At 60.5% G+C, this 22,774-nt stretch carries 7 protein-coding genes and 2 pseudogenes; 8 read left to right on the forward strand and 1 reads right to left on the reverse strand.

The genetic code is table 11. The features are described 5' to 3' along the window. Positions 1-86 precede the first annotated feature (86 nt). On the reverse strand, positions 87-13,022 hold the full coding sequence (locus ACYZTX_RS02225; protein ID WP_462032766.1) for a retention module-containing protein: 12,936 nt from the start codon (positions 13,020-13,022) through the stop codon (positions 87-89). Positions 13,023-13,381: 359 nt separating this feature from the next. Here ACYZTX_RS02225 and ACYZTX_RS02230 point away from each other — a divergent pair, with 359 nt between their 5' ends. The 8 genes and pseudogenes from ACYZTX_RS02230 to ACYZTX_RS02265 all read left to right on the forward strand — a co-directional run bounded on the left by ACYZTX_RS02230 (position 13,382) and on the right by ACYZTX_RS02265 (position 22,647). Next, on the forward strand, positions 13,382-14,734 hold the full coding sequence (locus ACYZTX_RS02230; protein ID WP_462032767.1) for a TolC family outer membrane protein: 1,353 nt from the start codon (positions 13,382-13,384) through the stop codon (positions 14,732-14,734). A 42-nt stretch (positions 14,735-14,776) separates the two neighbouring features. Then, complete coding sequence (locus tag ACYZTX_RS02235) at positions 14,777-16,933, forward strand: type I secretion system permease/ATPase (RefSeq protein WP_415758437.1); 2,157 nt, start codon at positions 14,777-14,779, stop codon at positions 16,931-16,933. Then, positions 16,923-18,290, forward strand: a complete 1,368-nt coding sequence (locus tag ACYZTX_RS02240; RefSeq protein WP_462032768.1) for an HlyD family type I secretion periplasmic adaptor subunit — start codon at positions 16,923-16,925, stop codon at positions 18,288-18,290. Before ACYZTX_RS02235 ends, ACYZTX_RS02240 begins: the two co-directional genes overlap by 11 nt. Before the next feature lie 302 nt (positions 18,291-18,592). Next, positions 18,593-19,028: pseudogene (locus tag ACYZTX_RS02245) on the forward strand (TauD/TfdA dioxygenase family protein). 18 nt (positions 19,029-19,046) lie between these two features. Then, entirely contained in the window at positions 19,047-20,072 is a 1,026-nt protein-coding gene (locus tag ACYZTX_RS02250) for an ABC transporter substrate-binding protein (protein ID WP_462032769.1), read from the forward strand. A gap of 5 nt (positions 20,073-20,077) precedes the next feature. Further along, positions 20,078-20,937, forward strand: a pseudogene (locus tag ACYZTX_RS02255) (ABC transporter ATP-binding protein). A 20-nt stretch (positions 20,938-20,957) separates the two neighbouring features. Next, entirely contained in the window at positions 20,958-21,590 is a 633-nt protein-coding gene (locus tag ACYZTX_RS02260) for an ABC transporter permease (protein ID WP_462032770.1), read from the forward strand. Between the two features lie 139 nt (positions 21,591-21,729). Beyond that, the gene (locus ACYZTX_RS02265; protein WP_462032771.1) at positions 21,730-22,647 is read left to right on the forward strand and encodes a LysR family transcriptional regulator; all 918 of its coding nucleotides are present in this window, start codon (positions 21,730-21,732) and stop codon (positions 22,645-22,647) included. The last annotated feature ends 127 nt before the right edge of the window (positions 22,648-22,774 follow it).

The raw sequence follows: 22,774 nt of genomic DNA on the forward strand, positions 1-22,774 counted from the left end.
GTATGCGGTGCGGCGACGAAATCGTCACCGTGGAGAAAGGCACAAACGTGACGGCCGCCCCATAAGGGCGGCCGTTTTTCGTGGGATCAGCTGTTGTTGTGATCGATTTTGATGGTTGGGTCACTGCCGGCAATCAACGAGTTAATGTTGGCGGTGGACCAGTTGTTGCCTTCCAGTTTGATCGTCACATCCGGTGCTGCCGCTGCGGCGTCGGCGCCGTTAAACTTGCCGGCGGAGCTGACTTGCAGGGACGACACGCCGTCCACGGTGGTGATCTTCAGGAAGTTGTCGATGGTGCTGCCGGTTTCGCCTTGCAGCAGATCGCGCAAGTCGATACGGTCACCTTCACTGGCCTTGAAGTCCTTGATCACGTCGCTGCCGGTGTCGCCAGCTTTCCAGACGAAGGTGTCGGCGCCCGAACCGCCGATCAGAATATCGTTGCCCTGACCGCCCATCAGCGAGTCCTTACCCGAGCCACCGAGCAAGATGTCATTGCCCTTGCCGGCGTCGAGGAGGTCGTTGCCACCCTGGCCGAAGAGAATGTCATTGCCGGCACCGCCCAGCAGCGAGTCATTACCGTCATGCGCCCCGGACACATCGAACACGGAGTAGTGCTCGGTGATGAACTGATGCACGTTGCTGGTGGTGACTTTGCTGACATCTACGCCGGTTTGCTGGGCGACAAACGCCTGCATGGCCTGATAACCCTCGCCGGCGACGCCGTTGAAGCTCATCAGGTCGCCGAACAGGATGTCGTTGCCATCGCCGCCATTGACCGTGTCCGCGCCTGGCATCGTCGCTTCGGTGTGACCGATGATCGAGTTGGCCAGGTCTTTCGGGTCGATGTTGGTTTGCGGTGTTTTATCCGAGTCGTACGGCTTCAGATCGGCAAGGGTGACGTCCTTGTTTATGCCGATGGCTTCTACCGTCGACACCTTGCTCAGCAGCGCGAAGCTGTCGGTGGAGTTGTCGATGGCGTCCCCGCTGGTGGTGCTGCCGTTGCCATCGCGGGACGAGAACTCATACGTACCATCGCCTTGGGCGTGCAGTGTGCCGAAATCTTTATACGACCAGCTACCACCGGACTTGGTCCCGACCGTGACGTAGCCCGAAGCGGTGATATCGATCTGGTGGTTGTTGTCCGGGTACAGGCTAATCGCCTTGCCCAACTGGTAATTGCTGGTAGTAATGACGCTGTCGAGTTTGACGCTGCCATACAGATTCGGGTTGGTCGACTCAGCGCTCTGGTAGTAGGTCGGTTTGCCGTCGGTGATGAAGTACGTGAGGTTCGTCGCGCCCTTGTTGGCGACCGCATCGGCGCTCTGGAACCAGTTGGCCGTGGTTTTGAACACGTCTTCGTAGTTGGTACCGCCACCGGAAGCCATCGAATCCAGTACCGCTTTGAGCAGGATCAGGGCATTCGGATCGTTCAGGTTGACCGACACCGACTTATTGACCTGGTTATCGAAGTCCGCCAAGAAGATGTTCACCGTCCCCGAGTTGCCGCCCATGCTCTGCTTGAGGGTGTTGAATACCGAAGTCAGCGAGTCCTTGGCTGAGCTGACCGACGACGGGCTCATACTGCCCGAGCTGTCGACCATGAACGCAATGTTGTAGTTGGTGCCCGGCACCACGGTCAGCCCGCCGATGTCGGCGACCATGATGTCGTTGCCGTCAGTGCCGCTGATGGTGTCGTCAGCCGCCGTGGCGGTGGCGGCGTTGTAGACCGCCGGGTAAACCGTGACCGGGATTGTCGCGGTGCTTTGCGCCGAACCGCCGAGCGATTCGGTGGAGGTCGATGTTACGGTCAGGTTGAACTGGCCGTTGTAGTACGGCGGCGGAGTGACGGTCAGGGAGCCGAGGTTCCAGCCCGTGACGTTGGCTTCGCCGGACGTCGCGCTGGCGGTGAAAGTGTGCCCTGCACCATCGGTGAGCACCGAACCTGCCGGAATGCCGCTGATTTTCACGCTCAGGCTTTCGGAGCCGTCGATATCGGTCAGGGCCGTCTTGATGGTAGACAGGTGAACGCTGGTGCCTTCCGCGGCTTCATTGAGTTTGTAGCCTTCGTAGTAGCCTTCGCCGCTGGTGCCGTGCAAATCGGACACCGTCACGCCGGAAGCGGCAAGGTCCGCCACGCCGGTGTACAGCGGCACGCCGGCGCTGCTCAGGTCGACCGCGGCACTGCCGTTGACCGACAGGTTGACGTCATAGCTGCCTGGGCCGTTCTGGTTGTGGTGGTAAATGTCCAGCGTGTAGTAGCCGCTGGTGGTCGGGATAAACGAACCGTTCAGCTTGCCGCCCGCGCCCCACGTGATGGCCGCGACGTTCTTGCCGCCGATGGTCACCAACAGGCTGTCATCGCCGGTGCCGCTGAAGGTGTAAGTCTTGCCCGCTTCGAGGTAGATCAGGCCGGAGGTTTTCGACGCCGTGCCAGCCGCGACGCTGCCGTCGGACTGCACGTTGGCCACCGTGCCACTGGAGTTCGGTTTACCCGCGCCGTCGATGACGCTTTTCAGCGTGCCCGAAGACGCGCCGCTGCCATCGGTGCCGAGGCCCGACAGGCCGGTCCAGACTTCTTTGATCAGCCCGGTGGATTTGACGCTGTTGTCCGCAACGCTCAGGGAAGGCGCGTCGGCCACTGGCGTGATGTCGATTTTGATCGTGCCGGTGTTGCCCAGCAGCGAGCCGTCGGTTGGCTGGAATTGGATCTGTGCGTAGTCCGCCAGTTTGTTACCCAGGCCGGCGTTGTAGCCGTTGCTGCCGGACTCGTTGGCATCCGGCAGGAAGCGCAACTTGCCAGCGTCGATATCAGCCTTGGTGAACGTCTGGTTGTTCGCTACATCGGTCCAGGTCTTGCCGTCAGTGGCCAGGAACTGCAATTTGCCTTCGCCCGGCAGTTGAGTGATTTTCACCCCCAGGTTGGCGGCGGCGCTGTCGACATCACTGACGCCGAAGGTCGACCAGCCAAGGATCAGCGGGGTGTCTTCGGTCCCGGTGACGTTAACCGGTGCGGCGGTCGGTGCATCGTTCACGCCAACTACGTTGACGGTAGTGGTCGCGGTGTTGGAGTAGTTGCTGCCATCGGTCACCGTCACGGTGATGATCCGCGGCACGCTGCTCGGGTTTTCACTACTGTTGGTGAAGCTGATGTTCTTGATCTGCTGCATGTAGTCGGCAAGTGTCGCGTTGCCGGACAGGGTCAGCGTGACCGTGCCATTCGTGCTGTTGGCATTGATGGTGATGCCGTTGACGCTGTTGCCCAGGTTTAGCGCATCGCCATCCTGACGGTTGGTCAGCACAATCGTCGCGCCGGTCAGCAGAGTGCTGTCCGGGTCAGTGATTTTCAGGTCGGTGTCGCCGATCGATACGCCTTGGCCGGTGGTGCCTTCGGTGAAAGTCACGTTGTAGTTGGCACCGGCGGCACCGCTGGAGTTGTTGGCATCCAGGTCGAGCACCGGCGGCGCGTCGTTGTCGATGATCGAGGTGCTGACGCTGCCGTTGGAAGCGCTGATCGCCAGGTTCTCGAAGTTGCCACCGGTGGCCGAGTCGATCTTGACCACGAAGTTTTCAGTGCCTTCGGTGATCCTGTCGTCCAGGGTCGCGACGTTGAAGTTCGCAGTGCTACCGCCCGCCGGAATTTTCACGGTGTACACGCCGGTGAAGTCCGAACCGTCGGCGGCGGTGCCGCTGTAGACGATTTTCAGGGTGACTTCGGTCTGCGCCGGGTTTGTCAGGCTGACGGTGTAACTGGCGGTCTGGCCTTCGGTTACCGAGGTGCTGCCGGTGATGCTGACTTCGGTCTTGTCGAAGGTGTCGGTGACGTTGGTCACCGCTGGAGCCGTGCTTGGCACCAGGTTCTCAAAGTTGCCGCCGGTGGCAGTGGAAATGGTTGCTTCGACTTTACCTGCGTCTTTGTAGACGTTATCGGCAGGTGCCTTGACGGTGACGGAACCGCTGGTAGCGTTGGCGGCGATGGTGATCACCTCGCCGTTGCTCAACGTCACGGTCACCGGAGTGCCGGCAGCGTTGGTCAGGGTGGCGGTGTAAACGATCGAACCACCTTCGGCGACCGAGTTGGTTGCACTCAGCGACAGATTGGTAGTGTCGACGGTGTCGGTCACGGTAGTGCTGACCGGGGCTTTGTCGGCTACGAGGTTTTCGTAGTTGCCGCCGCTGACGTTGGTGATCGAGTTGGTCAGCGGAGTGTGACCATTGAGTACATCGTTCGGTGCGATGGTGGTGACGGTGCCGGTGGTTTTACCGATATCAATGGTGATGTTTTGACCATTGGCCAAAGTCACGGTGACCGGCGAGCCAGTCACTGGCTGGCCGACCGTCGCGGTGTAGGTGACGGTGCCACCTTCAGTTGCGGTGCCGGTGGCCGTGAGTTTGACGGTCGAAGTGTCGATGGTGTCAGTGACGTTGGTGACCGCAGGCGTGCTGCTGGTGACCAGGTTCTCGAAGGTACCGCCGGTGGCTTTGGTGATCGTCGCCTGCACGGTGCCGGCGTCTTTGTAGACGTCATCGGCAGGTGCCTTGACGGTGACGGAACCGCTGGTAGCGTTGGCGGCGATGGTGATCACCTCGCCGTTCGAAAGAGTCACGGTCACTGGCGTGCCGGCAGCGTGGGTCAGGTTCGCGGTGTAAACAATCGAACCACCTTCAGCAACCGATTCAGTCGCACTGAGGCTGATAGTCGTGGTGTCAGCCGTGTCCGTAACCGAAGTATTCGCAGGCTTACCGTCGACTTCCAGCTTCTCGTAGTTGCCGCCCTTGGCGTCGTTGATTTTGACGCTCAAGGAACCGCCCCCAGCCAAGGCATCGTTCGGCGCAACAAAGTTCACGCTGCCGGAGCTCGCGCCGACCGGAATGGTGATGGTCTGGCCGTTGGACAAGGTCACCACAACCGGTGAGTCAGTCACTGGCGCGGTGACGGACGCGGTGTAAACCACGGTGCCGCCTTCGGCCACAGTGCCGTCGGCGGTCAGACTGACTGTCGAGGTATTGATCGTGTCAGTCACTTCCGTGACGGCCGCTGCTGGGTTGGTGACCAGGCTTTCGAAGTTGCCGCCGCTGGCGTCCGTGATGGTCGCTTCGACTTTGCCGGCGTCTTTGTAGACGTCATCGGCAGGTGCCTTGACGGTGACGGAACCGCTGGTAGCGTTGGCGGCGATAGTGATCACCTCGCCGTTGCTCAACGTCACGGTGACCGGAGTACCGGCAGCGTTGGTCAGGGTGGCTGTGTAAACGATCGAACCACCTTCAGCAACCGACTCAGTGGCGCTGAGGCTAACAGTCGTGGTGTCGGTGGTGTCAATCACAGTAGTGCTGACCGGTGTTTTGTCGGCGACCAGGTTTTCGTAGTTGCCGCCACTGACGTTGGTGATCGAGTTGGTCAGCGGAGTGTGACCGGTCAAGGCGTCGTTAGGTGCGATGGCCGTTACGGTGCCCGTGGTTTTGCCGACTTCGATGGTGATCGTTTGGCCGTTGACCAGAGACACAGTCACTGGCGAACCGGTTACCGGCGTGCCGACGGTCGCGGTGTAGGTGACGTTGCCGCCTTCAACGGCCGACTCGGTGGCTTTCAAGGTCACGGTCGACGTGTCGATGGTGTCAGTGACCTCGGTCACTGCCGGAGCCGTACTCGGTACCAGGTTCTCGAAGTTGCCACCGGTCGCCGTAGTGATCGTGGCGCTGACCTTGCCGGCGTCGATGTAGGCATCGTCCTTCGGCGCATCGACGGTCGCGGTGCCGGTGGTTTTGCCGGCGTCGATGGTAATTACCGCGCCGTTGCTCAAGGTGACGGTCACAGGCGTGCCGGCAGCGTGAGTCAAGTTCACGGTGTAAACAATCGAACCGCCTTCAGCGACTGACTCAGTCGCGCTGAGGCTAACAGTCGTGGTGTCGGACGTGTCCGTAACCGAGGTATTCGCCGACTTGCCGTCGACTTCCAGTTTTTCGAAGTTGCCACCTTTCGCATCATTAATCTTGACGCTCAGTGAACCACCGCCAGCCAAGGCGTCGTTTGGCGCAACAAAGTTCACGCTGCCGGAGCTCGCGCCAACCGGAATGGTGATGGTCTGGCCGTTGGACAAGGTCACAACGACCGGCGAGCCGGTCACTGGCGCGGTGACGGATGCGGTGTAAACCACGGTGCCGCCCTCGGCCACAGTGCCGTTGGCCGTCAGGCTGACTGTCGACGTATTGATCGTGTCAGTCACATCGGTCACTGCCGGGACAGTGCTCGGGACCAGGTTTTCGAAGTTGCCGCCGCTGGCGTCCTTGATGGTCGCTTCGACTTTGCCGGCGTCTTTGTAGACGTCGTCTTTCGGTGCGGCCACGCTGACATGGCCGGACACTGCATCCTTGAGGATGGTGATGGTCGCGCCGTTGCTCAGCTTCACGGTCATGTCGCTGCCGGCGGCATGGGACAGCGTCGCGGTGTAGACGATCTGCCCACCTTCCTGAACCGAGCCGGTAGCGCTCAAGGTCAGGCTGGTGGTGTCGGCGGTATCGGTGACTTTGGTGACGACGGCCGAGCGATCGGTGTCCAGTTTTTCGAAGTTGCCGCCGGTGGTTTCCTTGATCGCGGTACTGACGTCCGCTGCGCCGGTATAGACGTTATTCGGCACGGTGTACGGTGCCGAACCGCTGGACTCGCCAGCCTTGATGTTGATCACCAGGCCGTTGTTCAGGGTTACGGTCATCGCCGTGTCGGCTGGGTGGTTCAGGGTCGCGGTGTAGGTAATCTGACCACCTTCGCCGACGGTGCTCACGTCTGCACTGAGCTTCAGCGTGGTGGTGTCGACGGTGTCTTTGACGGTGGTGGTGTGAGTGGTTTTGCTGACGTCGAGCTTTTCGAAGTTGCCGCCGCTGGTGCTGTCGATGCCGACGGTGATTTTGCTACCGTCCTTGTAGACGTCATCGGCCGGTGCAGGAACGGTAATGGAGCCCGACTTGTCGCCGGCCTTGATCACGATGCTTTCGCCGTTGCTCAACTTGACTGTCATGTCGGTGCCGGCCGAATTCGTCAGGTTGGCGGTGTAGGTGATGTTGCCGCCTTCAAGCACCTGACCGCTGGCGGTCATGGTCACTTTGGTGGTGTCTAGGGTGTCGCTGATGGCGGTGGAGGTCGGGGTCTTGTCGGCGACCAGGTTTTCGTAGTTGCCGCCGGTCACACCCTTGATGGCGTTGGTCAGCGGTTCGTGGCCAACCAATGCGTCATTCGGGGCTTTAACGGTGATCGAGGCCGTGCTTTCACCGACCGGGATGGTGATTTTTTCACCGTTGGCCAGGGTGACGACCACGTCCTTGCCGGTGACCGTCGAGGTCACAGAAGCGGTGTACACCACGTTGCCGCCTTCGGCAGTGGCGGGCGTTGCGGTCAGGCTGACCGTCGACGTATTGATCGTGTCAGTCACTGCGGTGACTGCCGCTGCCGGGCTGGTCACCAGGTTTTCGAAGTTACCGCCGCTGGCATCCTTGATGGTGGCTTCGACTTTGCCCGCGTCTTTGTAGACGTCGTCTTTCGGTGCGTCGACGGTCACAAACCCAGAGGTTTTGCCCGCTTCGATGGTGATGACGGCGCCATTGCTCAGCGTCACAGTGACCGGAGTGCCGGCTGCGTTGGTCAGTGTCGCGGTGTAGGTGATGTGGCCGCCTTCCGCCACGGAACCTGTGCCGGTCAGGCTAACGGTGGTGGTGTCTGCGGTGTCAGTTATTGAGGTGTTCGCCGACTTGCCATCGACGTCCAGCTTCTCGTAATTGCCACCCTTGGCGTCGTTGATTTTGACGCTCAGGGAACCGCCGCCAGCCAAGGCGTCGTTCGGCGCAATGAAGTTCACGCTGGCGCTGCTGGCGCCGATCGGAATGGTGATGGTCTGGCCGTTGGACAAGGTCACGACGACGGGCGAACCGGTCACTGGGGCGGTGACGGACGCGGTGTAAACCACGGTGCCGCCTTCGGCCACAGTGCCGTTGGCCGTCAGACTGACTGTCGACGTATTGATCGTGTCAGTCACCTCCGTGACCGCCGCTGCCGGGCTGGTGACCAGGTTCTCAAAGTTGCCGCCGCTGGCGCTCTTGATGGTCGCTTCGACTTTGCCGGCATCTTTGTAGACGTCATCGGCAGGTGCCTTGACGGTCACGGAGCCGACAGTCGCGCCCGCCGCAATGGTGATCACTACGCCGTTCGACAGGTTCACGGTGACCGGTGTGCCGGCAGCGTGAGTCAGCGTCGCGGAGTAGACAATCGAACCGCCTTCAGCCACGGAACCGGTAGCGGTCAAGCTAACAGTAGTGGTGTCTTTAACGTCGGTCACCGATGTGACTGCCGGGGTTTGATTCGCCACCAGGTTTTCGTAGTTGCCACCGGTGGTGAAGTCGATTTTTACGCTCAGCGAACCGCCGCCAGCCAGTGCATCGTTCGGCGCGGTGAAGTTCACGCTGGCGCTGCTCGATCCGACCGGAATGGTGACCGTCTGGCCGTTGGACAAGGTCACCACAACCGGCGAGCCGGTCACTGGCGCATTGACCGAAGCGGTGTAAACCACGGTGCCGCCCTCGGCCACCGTGCCGTTGGCCGTCAGACTCACCGTCGAGGTGTTGATGGTGTCAGTCACTTCCGTGATCGCAGCTGCCGGGTTGGTGACCAGGTTTTCGAAGTTACCGCCGGTGGTCTTGGTGATGCTGGCTTCAACTTTGCCAGCGTCTTTGTAGACGTCATCCTTGGGTGCGGCGAAGTTCACCGAACCGGTGGTGGCGCCCTTGGCAATGTGGATCACCGCACCGTTGTTCAACGTCACGGTCATCGCTGTGCCGGCGGCATTGGTCAGGGTCGCGGTGTAGACGATCGAACCACCCTCGGCGACCGAGCCCGTGGCGCTCAGGCTCAGGCCGGTTGTGTCGGCAGAATCGGTGACTGGGGTGACCGCCGGCGCATGATCGACGACGACTTTTTCGAAGTTGCCGCCGCTCTGGCTGGCGATCGTAGCCTGAACTTTGCCACCGTCGATGTACGGGCTGTTCGCCGGTGCGGCGAAGTTGACCGAACCGGTGGTGGCGCCGGCGGCGATGTTGATCACTGCGCCATTGCTCAACTTCACGGTCATGGCCGTGTCTGTCGGGTTGTTCAGGGTGGCGGTGTAGGTGATCTGGCCGCCTTCGCTGACGGTATGGCTGGCCGACAGGGACAGGGACGTGGTGTCGACTGTGTCTTTGACGGTGGTGCTGACCGGTGTCGTGCTGACGTTCAGTTTTTCAAAGTTGCCGCCGCTGGCATCAGTCATCGTCACGGTGAGCTTGCCGGCGTCTTTATAGACGTCATCGCTTGGCGCCGCGATGGTGACCGAGCCGCTGGTTTTGCCGGCTCCGATGGTGAGGGTCTCGCCGTTGCTCAGCTTGACGGTCACTGGCGTTTGCGCGGCGTTGGTGAGGGTCGCGGTGTAGGTGATGTGCGAGCCTTCGAGTACCGACTTTTCAGCGCTGAGCGTCAGGTGCGTCGTGTTGATTGTGTCGGCGACGCTGGTCACGGCCGGGGTCGGGCTGGTGACCAGGTTTTCAAAGTTGCCGCCAGCGGCGTCCTTGATGGTGACTTCCAGTTTGCCGGCGTCCTTGTAGACGTCGTCTTTCGGCGCGTCGACTTTCACGGTGCCGGTGGTTTTACCGGCATCGATGGTGATGGTCGCGCCGTTGCTCAACGTCACGGTCACTGGGGTGCCGGCCGCATGGGTCAGGGTGGCGGTGTAGGTGATCTGGCCACCTTCTTTGACGTTGCCAGTGGCGCTCAGCGACAGGGTGGTGGTGTCGACGGTATCGGTCACGCTGGTGCTGACCGGGGTTTTATCGGCGACCAGGTTTTCGTAGTTGCCGCCGCTGACTTTGGCGATCGAGTTGGTCAACGGCGCGTGGCCGCTGAGAACATCGTTGGAGACCACGGCATTGACCGTGCCGCTGCTTTTGCCAATGCCAATGGTGATGGTCTGACCGTTGGCCAGCGTCACGATGACAGGCGAACCGGTGACCGGTGCGGCGACAGAGGCGGTGTAAACCAAGGTGCCGCCTTCGACCACGCTGCTGGTGGCGGTCAGGGTGACCGCCGAGGTGTCGAGGGTGTCGGTGACGGTGGTGACGGCCGCAGCCGGGTCTTTGACCAGGTTTTCAAAGTTGCCGCCGGTGGCGTCCTTGATGGTGACTTCGACTTTGCCGGCATCTTTATAGACGTCGTCTTTCGGCGCCTCGACGGAGACGGAGCCGCTGGTAGCGTTGGCGGCGATGGTAATCACTGCGCCGTTGCTCAATGTTACGGTCACTGGCGTGCCGGCAGCGTGGGTCAGGTTCGCGGTGTAAACAATCGAACCACCTTCGGCGACCGACTCTGTCGCGCTGAGGCTGATCGTCGTGGTGTCAGCCTTATCAGAAACCGAGGTATCCGCCGACTTGCCGTCGACTTCCAGCTTCTCGTAATTGCCGCCCTTGGCGTCGTCGATTTTGACGCTCAGAGAGCCGCCGCCGGCGAGGGCATCGTTCGGCGCGGTGAAGTTCACACTGGCGCTGCTGGCGCCGACCGGAATGGAGATGGTTTGGCCGTTGGACAAGGTCACGACGACCGGCGAACCGCTCACTGGTGCGGTGACGGACGCGGTGTAAACCACGGTGCCGCCTTCGGCCACAGTGCCGTTGGCCGTCAGACTGACTGTCGACGTATTGATGGTGTCAGTCACGTCGGTCAATGCCGGGGCAGTGCTGGTGACCAGGTTCTCGAAGTTGCCGCCGCTGGCGTCCTTGATGGTCGCTTCGACTTTGCCCGCGTCTTTGTAGACGTCGTCTTTCGGCGCCGCGACGGTGACGGAACCGCTGGTAGCGTTGGCAGCAATGGTGATGACCGCACCGTTCGAAAGTGTCACGGTGACTGGCGTGCCGGCCGGGTTGGTCAGGGTCGCGGTGTATACAATCTGACCGCCCTCGGCCACTTCGGCGGACGCCGACAGGCTCAGGCCGGTCTCATCCTTGGAGTCGGTAATGGTGGTCAGCGCCGGTTCGGTGCTCGGGGTCAACTGCTCGAAATTACCGCCGGTGGTTCCGGTGATGGTGGTGCTGACGGTGCTGCCATTGTTGTAGGCGTCATTGGCTGCGGTGTCGACGGTCACACTGCCGGTGGTCTTGCCCGCTTCGATGGTGATGACCGAGCCATTGCTCAAGGTCACAGTCATCGGCGTGCCGGCCGGGTTGGCCAGTGTCGCGGTGTAGGTGATCTGGCCGCCTTCGACGACGGTGCCAGTGGCGGTGAGGCTCAGGCCGGTGTTGTCTTTCGAATCGGTGATCGTGGTCAGCGCCGGCTCGGTGCTCGGGGTCAGCTGTTCGAAATTGCCGCCGGTGGTTCCGGTGATGGTGGTGCTGACGGTGCTGCCATTGTTGTAGACGTCATTGGCTGCGGTGTCGACGGTCACACTGCCGGTGGTCTTGCCCGCTTCGATGGTGATGACCGAGCCATTGCTCAAGGTCACAGTCATCGGCGTGCCGGCCGGGTTAGTCAGTGTCGCGGTGTAGGTGATCTGGCCGCCTTCGACGACGGTGCCAGTGGCGGTGAGGCTTAGATCGGTGTTGTCGGCCGAGTCGGTAATGGTGGTGACCGCCGGCGTGGTGCTCGGCACCAGATTCTCGAAATTGCCGCCGGTGGCGCCAGTGATCGTGGTGCTAACGGTGCTGCCGTTCTGATAAACGTCATTGGCCGGGGTGTCGACGTTCACGGTGCCGGTGGTTTTACCGGCTTCGATGGTGATGGTCGAGCCGTTGGACAGGGTGACAGTGACCGGCGTTTGAGCCGGGTTGGTCAGGGTGGCGGTGTAAGTGATCTGGCCGCCTTCGGTGACCGTCGAACCCGCCGTCAGCGTGACGGTGGTGGTGTCCGGCGAGTCGGTAATGGTGGTTACGGCCGAGGCCGGGTTTGGCGCCAGGTTTTCAAAGTTGCCGCCGGTGGCACCGGTAATGGTGGTGGTGACCGTGCTGCCGTTGTTATAGACATCGTTGGCCGGTGTCGGCACGTTCACGCTGCCGGTCGTGTTACCGGCGTCAATGGTGATAATCGAGCCGTTGGACAGCGTGATGGTGACCGGGGTCTGGGCCGGGTTGGTCAAGGTCGCGGTGTAAGTGATCTGGCCGCCTTCGGTAACGTTGGCGCCGGCGGTCAAGGTGACTGTGGTGGTATCAACGGTGTCAGTGACCTGGGTCACGGCCGGGGTCGTCGGCGGGGTGACGATGATGCCGCTGCCACCCGTGGTGCCGGTGACGGTCACGTCGATCTGGGTCGGGTCGTTATAGGCAGTGTCGTTCGGCGCGAGTGGGACGTTGACGGTACCGGTCAATTGGCCAGCCTGAATCACGATCACCGAGCCGTTGGATAACGTGATAATCAGGTCCGTCAGCGGGGCCTGGCTCAGCGTCGCGGTGTAAACCAGCACGCCACCGGCCTCGGTGATGGTCGGCGTGGCGCTCAAGGTCAGGGTCGACTCGCGCTGCACGTTGGCGCTGGTATCCGCAGTCTGGCCGCCGATGGTGTTCTGTGCAGCCAAAGCGGCAGTGCCGATGCCCGCAGTCGGGAAACCAATGGTCGGATCAACCCGGCCAGCGGTTGCATCCAGCATCACGAAGCTGTGGCCGCCACCTGCCGCGCCGCCCGTGCCGGCAGCCGTTGGGCCGGCCGCGGTGGCTTCAAGATCGGTGGTCGGGTCGGCACCTGCGACGATGGCTTGCTGGAGCTCTTCAACCGATGGCGCGGCTTGTGCAGTGGCTTGTGCAAGGTCGGTGCTGGAATCCGGGTCGCTGCCGCTCCATTGAGTGTCGCGGCCCAGGTCCAGGGTCCGGCCGTCAGCCAGTTCGAGCGTAACGGCGCCAGCCGCACCGGTGTCTACCTGATCGCCGACAAACAACCGATCGCCTTCAACGAGTACGCGCCGCACGCCCTCTGGGGACACAGCGAAAACCTGACCGACAATGCTTTTGACGATGGCCACAACACTGCTCATTGAAGACTCTCCGGGTGTCACATTCAGTAGACGTCCATGGACCTGAAAGCGATTGATCGCGATCAGTCTGGATGTTCTTTCAAGATATTAGAGGCACAACTTTGACGCGGTTATTCGTCAACAAATTGGCTATATCTTTTCGTTATAAACTTTATGCCAAACTATTGACCTTGTGCCTGCCATCCTAAACACTCGCCCCCGTAATGTCACATTGATATTTCGGCGCCGACCCGCTCCGCAGAGTGTGAACCAGTTCCAAAATTCAACTTTCCGACACACGGTCATTCCGATTGTCATCATCCGATGCAGCGGCACGTTCTGCAGTGATTCAAGACAAGCAATTCCGGGAAATTCGAAAAATGCGTTTGCACCTGTTCAAGGCTTTACCTTTCGTCCTTGCCGCCAGTTTTGTTCAGGCGCAGACCCTTCCGGAGGCCATGCAACAGGCACTGGATGTCCATCCGGAAATCCAGGCAGGCGTTAACAGTCGATTGGCCGCGGATTATCAGTTGAAGGCTGCAAAAGGTGGATACCTCCCACGGGTCGATCTGCTGGGTGGTTATGGTCGCGAAGGCACTGACAACGTCACCACACGTGCTGCCGGCAACAACAATCACTGGGAAAACCTGAATCGCAGCGAGTCGAGTGTGCGGTTGTCGCAGATGGTGTTTGACGGTTTTGCGACGTCGAGTGAAGTGGGGCGTCAACAAGCCACCGTTAACTCCCGCGCTTATTCTTTGCTGGGCACGTCCGAACGCACCGCGCTCACCGTCGCTCAGGTGTATCTCGATGTACTGACCCGCCGTGAGTTCGTGCGCCTGGCGACCGACAACCTGAAGAGCCACGAACGGATTTTCGACCAGATCAAACTGCGCACCCAGCGCGGCGTGGGCAGCGGTGCCGACCTCGATCAGGCCGAAGCGCGTATGGCCCAGGCCCGCAACAACCTGATCACCGAGCAGACCAACCTGGCTGACGCCGAGACCAACTTCCTCAGCGCCGTCGGCCAGATGCCCGATCAGCTGGAGCGTCCTGCCGATTTCATGGCGCTGTTGCCGGCCAACCTCAATGAAGCCCGGGCGCAGATGCTGGAAAACAGCCCGATCCTGCGTTCCGCCGAGTCTGACATTGCCGCTGCAGAGAAACAGTACGACGCCGCCAAGTCGAGCTTCTACCCACGCTTCGATGCCGAATTGGGTCGCACTGCCGACAATGATCTCGACGGTCAGAACGGTCACAGCAATGACTGGCAGGCCATGCTGCGCATGCGCTTCAATCTGTATGCCGGCGGCAGCAACAAGGCTGATCTGGAAGCCAAGTCCTACCTGTCCAACCAGGCACTGGATATTCGCAACAACGCCTTGCGTGAGTTGAACCAAGATCTGGGTCTGGCCTGGAACGCCTTGAACAACGCCAATGCGCAAGTGCCGATCGCCCAGCAATATGTCGATCACAGCACCCGCGTGCGCACGGCCTATCAGAAGCAGTTCGGTCTCGGCGAGCGCACCTTGCTCGACCTGCTCGACAGCGAAAATGAGCTGTTCTCGGCTTCTCGTCGCCTGGCGGAGATCAAAAACATTCAGTTATTTACTCAGTACCGAATCAAGGCGACCATGGGCGAGTTGCTCAAGAGCCAGGGAGTGGTCGCACCATTGGCATCCGTTGTGCAGAACGACGTGAAGCCCAAGGTTCAACTGCCCGGTATGAATTGAGCAGAACCTTCATTGTTCAATTGTTAGCCAAGAGTGCCGAGCGTGGAATCAGAAGTCAGTCGAGTTCAACTCATTCATGATCCACGCGCGCTGCACGACGATCCGTTACTGGACGGCTTGCTGGCTCTGTGCACCCTGCATCAGAAACCGGCCAGCGCCGCGATGTTGACCACCGGCCTGCCGTTGCCCAAGCAGCGTCTGAGTGTTGAACTGTTACCTCGCGCGGCAGCTCGTGCCGGCCTGCAAGGGCGGGTGCTGGTACGCAAACTGGAGCAGATCCCGGCGATTGCCATGCCGGCGCTGTTGCTGCTCAAGGATGGTCGCAGTGCCGTCCTGCTCGGTTGGCTAGGTGACGATCAGGCGCGGCTGCTGCTCAGCGAAAGCGATGGCGGCGAAAGCGTTGTCAGCCGCGAACTGCTGGCCGATGACTACATCGGCAAAGTGTTCTTCGCTCAACCCCAGCACAAATTCGACGTCAATCACGGCACGCTGATCCCGCGCGCGCGCTCGTGGTTTCGCGACACCCTCAAGCGTTCGCGCTGGCTGTACGCCGACGCCATCGCCGCCAGTTTCCTGATCAACATCATTGCCATGGCCGCGCCGCTGTTCGTGATGAACGTTTACGACCGCGTCGTGCCGAACCAGGCCGAATCGACCCTGTGGGTGTTGGCCATCGGTATCACCGGGGCTTACCTGTTCGACCTGATCCTCAAGAGCCTGCGCAGCCTCTGTCTGGACCTGGCCGGGAAGAAAACCGACCTCATCATTTCGGCCACGTTGTTCGAGCGCATCGTCGGTATGGCCATGAAGTACCGCCCGGCGCGGGTCGGCAGCTTTGCCCAGAACATCCATGAGTTTCAGAGCCTGCGGGACTTTCTCGCCTCACTGACCCTCACCAGCCTGATCGACCTGCCGTTTACGTTGCTGATCTTCATGGTCATTGCGATTCTCGGCGGCCATCTGGTGTGGATTCCAGTGTTGGCGTTCCCGATTGCCTTGCTGATCGGCTATGCACTGCAGAAACCGCTGGTGGCGACCATGGAACGGACCATGGCCCTGGGCGCCGAGCGACAGTCGAGCCTGATCGAAACCCTCGCCGGCCTCGATGCGGTTAAGGTCAACAACGCCGAAAGCGAACGTCAATATCAGTGGGAGCAGACCATCGGCACCCTCAGCCGCCTCGAGTTGCGGGTGAAAATGCTCTCCGGCCTGGCGATGAACATCACCTTGCTGATCCAGCAACTGGCCGGGGTGATCATGATCGTCTTCGGCGTGTACCAGATCATCGACGGTCACCTGAGCATGGGCGGTTTGATTGCTTGCTACATGCTCAGCGGCCGCGCGCTCAGCCCGCTGGCTTCGCTGTCTGGCCTGCTGACCCGTTACCAGCAAGCGCGGGTGACCATGACGTCGGTCGATCAGATGATGGAGCTGCCGCAAGAGCGCAACTTCGAGGAACGTCCACTGAGTCGAAAGGTCCTGCAAGGCGCCATCGAGTGCCGGCAGATGAACTTCACTTACCCGAACCAACAAAACGCAGCGCTGAAGAACATCAACCTGATCATCAAGCCCGGCGAGAAGATCGGCATTATCGGTCGCAGCGGCTCGGGTAAAAGCTCCTTGGCCAAACTGCTCGTAGGTCTTTACCAGCCGGACGACGGCGCGCTGTTGGTGGATGGCGTCGATATCCGCCAGATCGACGTCAGCGAATTGCGCCACAACATCGGTTACGTGGCCCAGGACATCCAGCTGCTGGCCGGCACCCTGCGCGACAACCTCGTGTCGGGCGCGCGCTACGTAGAAGACGAAATGGTGCTGCAAGCTGCCGAGTTGGCCGGCGTCCACGAATTCGCCCGTCTGCACCCGCAAGGTTATGAACTGCAAGTCGGCGAGCGAGGGCAGAACCTGTCTGGCGGTCAGCGCCAGAACGTTGCCCTGGCCCGTGCGTTGCTGCTCAACCCGCCGATCCTGCTGCTCGACGAGCCGACCAGCGCCATGGACAACACCGGTGAAGAAAGGCTCAAGCAACGCCTCGCGGCGGTGGTTGAAAACAAGACCGTGGTGCTGGTGACGCACCGGGCTTCGCTGTTGTCGCTGGTGGATCGCCTGATCGTCATCGACCGCGGGCAGATTCTCGCCGACGGCCCGAAAGCCGCAGTAATGGAAGCGTTGAAAAAGGGGCAGATCAGTGTTGCTTAAGTCGGGTTTCAAGAATTCGATCGGCCGTTACTTCAAAGGCACCGAGTCGCTGCATGGCCAGCCACTTCCCGAAGTCAACAAAGCGCTGATCGAAGACGCCCCTCGTGTGGTGCGGCTGACCATCTGGGCGATCATCGGCTTCTTTGTGTTCCTTTTGCTCTGGGCCAACTTCGCGGTAGTCGACGAAGTCACCAAGGGTGACGGCAAGGCCATTCCCTCGTCCAAGATCCAGAAAATCCAGAACCTTGAGGGCGGTATCGTCTCCGAGTTGTTCGTGACCGAGGGGCAGATCGTCGAGGCTGGCGCGCCGCTGATTCGCCTGGACGATACGCGGTTCGCCTCCAACGTCGGCGAAACCGAAGCCGATCGGCTGTCCATGCTGCTGCGAGTAGAGCGCTTGAGTGCGGAAGTCGATGACCGTCCGCTGAACTTCCCCGCTGACGTGCTGAAAGCCGTACCCGGCCAGGCGGCCAGCGAGGAGTCGCTGTACATCAGTCGCCGTCAGCAGCTGTACGATGAAATTGGTGGTTTGGAGGAGCAGTTGATCCAGCGTCAGCAGGAGCTGCGCGAGTTCACCTCCAAACAGTCGCAATACCGTAACGCTCTCGCGTTGCAGCGTCAGGAAATCAACATGTCCGAGCCGTTGGTGGCCCAGGGCGCCGTGTCGCCGGTTGAAGTGCTGCGACTCAAGCGCGGCGAGGTTGAAACCCGCGGGCAACTGGACGCGACCACCCTGGCCATTCCTCGCGCCCAATCGGCGATCAAGGAAGTGCAGCGCAAGATCGACGAGACTCGTGGCAAATTCCGCAGCGAAGCACTGACTCAACTCAACGAAGCACGCACTGATCTGAACAAGGCCCAGGCCACCGGAAAGGCGCTGGAAGACCGGGTCAGCCGGACGCTGGTGACATCGCCGGTGCGCGGTATCGTCAACAAATTGCTGGTGAATACCATCGGCGGCGTGATCCAGCCGGGCAGCGACCTGGTGGAAATCGTGCCGCTGGACGACACCTTGCTGGTTGAGGCGAAAGTTCGCCCGCAAGACATTGCCTTCCTGCATCCGGGGCAAGAGGCGACGGTGAAGTTCACCGCGTATGACTACACCATTTATGGTGGGCTCAAAGCCAAGCTTGAGCAGATCGGTGCCGACACCCTCACCGACGAGGACAAAAAAACCACCTACTACATCATCAAACTGCGTACCGATCGCAGCCACTTGGGGACGGATGAAAAGCCGTTGCTGATCATCCCGGGGATGGTGGCTTCGGTGGACATCATCACGGGTAAGAAGACCGTTCTCAGTTACCTGCTGAAACCGATTATCCGGGCGCGTGCCGAGGCGCTTCACGAGCGGTAGATCTCTTGCGCGGCTGACGGCCTCTTCGCGAGCAGGCTCGCTCCCACATGGGTTCTGTGCTGGTCACAAATTCCCTGTGGGAGCGAGCCTGCTCGCGAAGACGGCCTCAAGAACGGCGCAACCAAATCCCATATCGTTATTCGCTAACGGTATTTAAATTTCAGTTCTTATATCTATAAAGTCATTCTCCTGCGTACCTGCCGACCAATCGGCGCGCCGCACGACACGAACCAACACGGGACTTCCGTGAGTTTCTTGATCGACGCGCGCGCCCTTGAGCGTGCCGTGCGTGGGAGTGATTTATATCTGCAGCAACGGCTTCCCCAAGCGCCGCGAACATCGCGCCGCAAACCTTCGACATCCGCCCCTTCAGTGGCGCCGTTGGTGCCGAAATCATTGGCCTCGACCTGTCCCGCCCGATCAATGATCAGGACTTCGCCCGCACCCACCGCGCGCACCTGGATCATCACGTCGTGGTGCTCCGCGACCAGCGCATTACCCCCGAGCAGCACATCGCCTTCAGCCGTCGTTTTGGCGTGTTGCAGATCCATGTGCTCAAGCAATTCCTAGCTCTACGCCCACAGCGTGCTGCCGCAAAACATCTATCGCCATCTATGGCAGGCCCACGACCTGGTGTTCTGGGACAACCGTTCGCTGATTCATCTTGCCGCCGGGTGCCCGAGCGACCTGCGCCGCAAGTTGTATCGCACCACCATCCAGGGCGACGCGCCTTTCTGATTTGTCGGAGAAACTCTCATGTCCAAACGTCTTCCATTTGCACCGTTGGCCGCGGCCATCGGCCTGGGTTTCAGCCTGATCGCCGGCAGTTTGGTAACACCGACCGAGGCCCACGCTGAAGGTGAAATTCGCATCGCCGAGCAGTTCGGCATCGTCTACCTGCTGCTCAATGTGGTGCGCGATCAAAACTTGATCGAGAAGTACGGCAAGCAGGAAGGCATCGACATCAAGGTCGACTGGACCCAGCTCTCCGGTGGTGCGGCGGTCAACGATGCGCTGCTCTCCGGTTCCATCGACATTGCCGGTGCCGGCGTCGGTCCGCTGCTGACCATCTGGGACCGCACCCACGGCAAGCAGAACGTCAAAGCCGTGGCCTCCCTCGGCAACTTCCCTTACTACTTGGTGAGCAACAATCCCAAGGTCAAAACCATCGCCGATTTCACCGAGAAGGACCGCATCGCGGTGCCGGCGGTCGGGGTGTCGGTGCAGTCGCGCATCCTGCAATACGCGGCCGCCAAGCAGTGGGGCGACAAGGAATTCAATCGTCTCGACAAGTACACCATCGCCGTTCCGCACCCCGACGCCACAGCGGCGCTGATTGCTGGCGGCACCGAGTTGACCGGGCACTTTTCCAATCCACCGTTCCAGGATCAAGAGCTGGCCAACCCTAAGGTGCACGTTGTGCTGAATTCCAATGACGTGCTCGGTCCGAACTCGCCGACGGTGCTGTTCGCCACCGAGAAATTCCGCGACGAGAACCCGAAAACCTATAAGGCATTCGTTGACGCGTTGACTGAGGCTGCCGAGTTTGCCCAGAACGATAAAGGCGCGGCGGCTGACACGTACATCCGTGTCACCAAGGCCAAAATCGACCGTGCCGCGCTGCTGAAAATCATCGATAACCCACAGTTCGAATTCAGCGTCACGCCGAAAAATACTTACCCGCTGGCCGAGTTCCTCTACCGCGTCGGCGCGATCAAAAACAAACCTGATTCGTGGAAGGACTACTTCTTCCAGGACGCCAAACCGCTGCAAGGGAGCTGACCGAGATGAACGCCCCTTTGCAAGGCCACACGGTCAGCAAACCGATCGCGGCAGCCCAAGCGCTGCTGTCGGTCGACAACGTCAGCCTCGAATACCGCACGCCTCAGCGGGTGGTTCGGGCGACCCATCAGGTCAGTTTCGAGATCGATCCGGCGGACCGCTTTGTGCTGCTCGGTCCGTCCGGTTGCGGCAAATCAACGTTGCTCAAGGCTGTCGCCGGGTTCATCCAGCCGTGTGAAGGGGAAATCCGTCTTCAGGGGCAAACCGTTAATGCCCCTGGGCCAGACCGGATCGTGGTGTTTCAGGAATTCGATCAACTGCCGCCGTGGAAAACCGTCAAACAGAACGTGATGTTTCCGCTGCTCGCGTCCAGGACGCTCAAGCGCAAAGAGGCCGAGGAGCGAGCGCTGCACTATCTGGACAAGGTCGGTCTGGCGGCGTTTGCCGATGCCTACCCGCATACCTTGTCCGGCGGCATGAAGGCGCGTGTGGCGATTGCTCGGGCGTTGGCCATGCAGCCGAAAATTCTCTTGATGGACGACCCTTCGCCGCCCTCGATGCGCTGACCCGCCGCAAGATGCAGGAAGAGTTGCTGCTGCTCTGGGAAGAAGTGCGCTTCACGCTGCTGTTCGTCACTCACTCCATTGAAGAAGCGTTGGTGGTGGGTAATCGAATTCTGTTGTTGTCGCCGCATCCGGGGCGGGTGCGGGCGGAAGTCCACAGCCATCAATACGATTTGCACAGCCTCGGTGGCGTGGCGTTCCAGGAATCTGCGCGACGCATTCATCGGTTGTTGTTCGATGAAGGTCAGTCCCCGGAAACCGAGCGTGAGCTGGATTTCTCCGACATCCGCATCGCTTATTGAGCCATTGAGAGGAGTGCCCGATGAGCCTTTTATCATCCCCGCGTGAAGAATTTGAAACAGTGTTGCAGCCGCTCACGAGTGTGCCGCTGGAATGGGAGTTACCGCTCGGTCAGCGCCTCTGGCAACAGGACTGGGTGCGCAAAAGCCTGGTCCTGATTTTGCTCGCGGTCCTGTGGGAAGTGGTAGCTCGTGCTCAGAACAACGACCTGCTGCTGCCAAGTTTTCTGCAAACCGGCAGCGCGCTGTATGACGGTCTGCTCAGTGGCGAGTTGCTGGGCAAGGTGTGGATTTCCCTGGTGGTGCTGCTCAAGGGCTACCTGATCGGCATCGTTCTGGCGTTTGCCCTGACCACCTTGGCGGTGTCGACACAGTTCGGCCGTGATCTGCTGAGTACGCTGCCATCGATTCTCGCCGGACTGAAAATCGGCTGGGCGTTTGCGTGGCGCACGCTGATTGCCGCCGAACTGGTGTTCGGCGCCACCAGCGGCAAGGGTGGCTTGGGCTGGTACATCTTCCAGAACCGTAATGAGCTGTATACCGACAAGGTGTTTGCCGGGTTGGCGGTCGTGATCCTGATCGGCTTGCTGGTGGAGAATCTGGTGTTCGACACGCTGGAGCGGGTTACGGTGAAGCGTTGGGGGATGCAGCGTTGATTTGTTGAATGAAAAGATCGCAGCCTTCGGCAGCTCCTACGGGCGTACGCATATCCAGGTAGGAGCTGCCGAAGGCTGCGATCTTTTGATCTGCTAGCATTGCGTCTGAATCAATCCAGATCAGACACGAGTGCTCAGCATGCAACTCCCGGACATGAACCTGTTGGTCGCCCTCGATGCCTTGCTCGACGAGGGCAGTGTGGTGGGTGCTGCGCGGCGCATGAACCTCAGCCCGGCGGCGATGAGCCGGACCCTGACGCGGATTCGCGAGGCCATCGGCGATCCGATCCTGGTGCGTGCCGGTCGTGGTTTGGTGCCGACGCCCAAGGCGCTGGCGTTGCGCGAACAGGTGCGGGACGTGGTGGAACAGGCCGCGTTGTTGTTTCGCTCGGCCGATGCGGTGGAGCTGGGCTCGTTACGGCGCCGTTTCAACATCCGCGCCAATGACTTTTTCGTCGGTGTATACGGCGGCAAGTTGTTCGACACCCTCGATCGCCAGGCACCGCACTGCGAACTGCGCTTTGTGCCGGAAGGCGATGGTGATGATGAGGCGCTGCGCGAAGGGCGGATTGATCTGAGCGTCAGCAACACGCGGCCGTTGACCCCGGAAGTAAAGATTCAGAATTTGTTCTCTACACATTTCGTCGGCCTGGTTCGCGAAGACCATCCACTGTTCGACGAAGAGATCACGGCCGAGCGTTACGCCGGGTTTTCCCATATCAGCATGTCCCGTCGCGGCATCGCCCGTGGCCCGATCGATACCGCGCTCAATGCCTTGGGGCTCGAGCGGCGGGTGGCAGTGATTGCGCCGAGTTTCCACGCGGCGATGTTTGCCTTGCCTGATTCCGATTTGATTCTGCCGGTGCCTAAGGAGGCATTGCTGAGCGTTCAGCGCCTGGGTTTGAAGCTGCGATCCTTCACCCTGCCGATTCCGCTGCCGACCCTTATGCTGACCCAGTCCTGGCACCCACGCTTCGACAAGGACCCGGCGCACCGCTGGCTGCGTGAAACCCTTAAGAGTTGCTGCGACGAAACATGGCTGGCCGCACAACCTTGAAGATCAAAAGATCGCAGCCTTCGACAGCTCCTACAGATGTACGCGAAACCGTGTAGGAGTTGCCGAAGGCTGCGATCTTTTGATCTATGACGGAATCATTGCGTCTGGTGCACTTATAAGCTTCCGA

It is taken from the genome of Pseudomonas sp. MDT1-17, assembly GCF_054898105.1.